Genomic DNA, 1,053 nt, shown 5'->3' on the forward strand with positions numbered 1-1,053 from the left:
GCAGGTTGAAGGTTAGGTAACACTGACTGGAGGACCGAACCGACTACCGTTGAAAAGTTAGCGGATGACCTGTGGATCGGAGTGAAAGGCTAATCAAGCTCGGAGATAGCTGGTTCTCCTCGAAAGCTATTTAGGTAGCGCCTCATGTATCACTGTAGGGGGTAGAGCACTGTTTCGGCTAGGGGGTCATCCCGACTTACCAAACCGATGCAAACTCCGAATACCTACAAGTGCCGAGCATGGGAGACACACGGCGGGTGCTAACGTCCGTCGTGAAAAGGGAAACAACCCAGACCGTCAGCTAAGGTCCCAAAGTTATGGTTAAGTGGGAAACGATGTGGGAAGGCTTAGACAGCTAGGAGGTTGGCTTAGAAGCAGCCACCCTTTAAAGAAAGCGTAATAGCTCACTAGTCGAGTCGGCCTGCGCGGAAGATGTAACGGGGCTCAAACCATACACCGAAGCTACGGGTATCACGCAAGTGATGCGGTAGAGGAGCGTTCTGTAAGCCTGTGAAGGTGAGTTGAGAAGCTTGCTGGAGGTATCAGAAGTGCGAATGCTGACATGAGTAACGACAATGGGTGTGAAAAACACCCACGCCGAAAGACCAAGGTTTCCTGCGCAACGTTAATCGAAGCAGGGTTAGTCGGTCCCTAAGGCGAGGCTGAAAAGCGTAGTCGATGGAACACAGGTTAATATTCCTGTACTTCTGGTTATTGCGATGGAGGGACGGAGAAGGCTAGGCCAGCTTGGCGTTGGTTGTCCAAGTTTAAGGTGGTAGGCTGAGATCTTAGGTAAATCCGGGATCTTAAGGCCGAGAGCTGATGACGAGTTACCTTTCAGGTGACGAAGTGGTTGATGCCATGCTTCCAAGAAAAGCTTCTAAGCTTCAGATAACCAGGAACCGTACCCCAAACCGACACAGGTGGTTGGGTAGAGAATACCAAGGCGCTTGAGAGAACTCGGGTGAAGGAACTAGGCAAAATGGCACCGTAACTTCGGGAGAAGGTGCGCCGGTGAGGGTGAAGGACTTGCTCCGTAAGCTCATGCCGGTC

Annotated in this window: 1 rRNA gene; it reads left to right on the top strand. The window is 51.7% G+C overall.

Features of this window, described 5'->3' with window-relative positions:
• Positions 1 to 1,053 (top strand): 23S ribosomal RNA (locus B1722_RS28460); the annotation flags it as partial.

Origin of the sequence: Pseudomonas sp. SCPG-7 (genome assembly GCF_002156405.1) — a bacterium.
GTDB lineage: Bacteria > Pseudomonadota > Gammaproteobacteria > Pseudomonadales > Pseudomonadaceae > Aquipseudomonas > Aquipseudomonas parakoreensis.